At 42.8% G+C, this 1,133-nt stretch carries 1 protein-coding gene; it reads left to right on the forward strand.

The features are described 5' to 3' along the window. Positions 1 to 75: 75 nt before the first annotated feature. Positions 76 to 1,133: IS4 family transposase (locus T472_RS12725; protein WP_439334309.1), on the forward strand; the 1,058-nt coding region annotated here is incomplete at its 3' end.

Raw genomic sequence — 1,133 nt, forward strand, 5'->3', positions numbered from 1 at the left:
TTTCACCGCTATATCAATTCCTCCCTGCTTAAGAAATGTGGGTTCTATAAGAAAGGTGGTTTCCCGTGTGTAACCATACTGAAATCCCTGTTCGACCTTGTTTTCACTCACAATAACTTATGGAGAGTTCTTGAATCCTCTTCCAAATTGACATTCAGGAAAAACACTGCATACAGATTCCTGAATGAAGGCAAATTCAACTGGGAAAGGCTGGTATTCTCCGTTGCTGAGAAAATAATCTCCTATTTTTCATCGCTAACATCCGATGACAGAGCTACTGCTCTGGTAATTGATGACTCTCTCCTGAGCAGAGACCGCAGCAAAAAGGTTGAGCTTCTCAGCAGAGTGTATGACCACACGACACATAAATACCGCAAGGGGTTCCGTATGCTTACACTGGGATGGACAGATGGTTCATCCTTCATTCCATTGAACTTCAGGCTTCTCAGTTCACAAAATGAAAAAAATGTACTTTGTGCTCCCTTGGTAGTTAAGGATAAGAGAACCATGGAGCATAGAAGAAGAGTCAAAGCAACATCCAACACTACAGACATGGTTTTAGACCTTCTGAAACAGGCCAGACACATACCAGCCAAGTATGTGCTTTTTGACAGTTGGTTCACCATGCCAAAGACCGTGGCAGCCATAAAGGATATGGGCCGAGATGTCATAGGGATGGTGCGTATAACTGAGAAAGTCCACTATCTGTACAATGGCAAATGGCAAAACATCAAGTCAATCTATAGCTCGATTGGGCATTCAAAGGATAACTCTGATCCTGTACTTGGCACAGCAAATGTAAAGCTTCGAGCTGAGAAAGAAAGCAGTGAGGACAAATGGATTGAAGCAAAGCTTATCTTTGTGAAGAACAAAAACAGTAAAACTGATTCGTGGCTGGCGCTATTAAGCACTGACCTTGAAATAGATGCTGAAGAAACCATCAGAATCTACGGAAAACGTTGGGATATCGAGGTATTCTTCAAAATGTGCAAGTCACACCTGGCGCTTGGAAAAGAGTATCAGGGCAGGAGCTATGATGCACAAGTTTCGACAACAGCAATTGTATTTTCGCGATACATGATGATTGCGGAATCGGTTCGTAAAGATTGCGACCAAAGGACGTGGGGAGAAAT

This window comes from Youngiibacter fragilis 232.1 (assembly GCF_000495435.3).
GTDB lineage: Bacteria > Bacillota > Clostridia > Clostridiales > Clostridiaceae > Youngiibacter > Youngiibacter fragilis.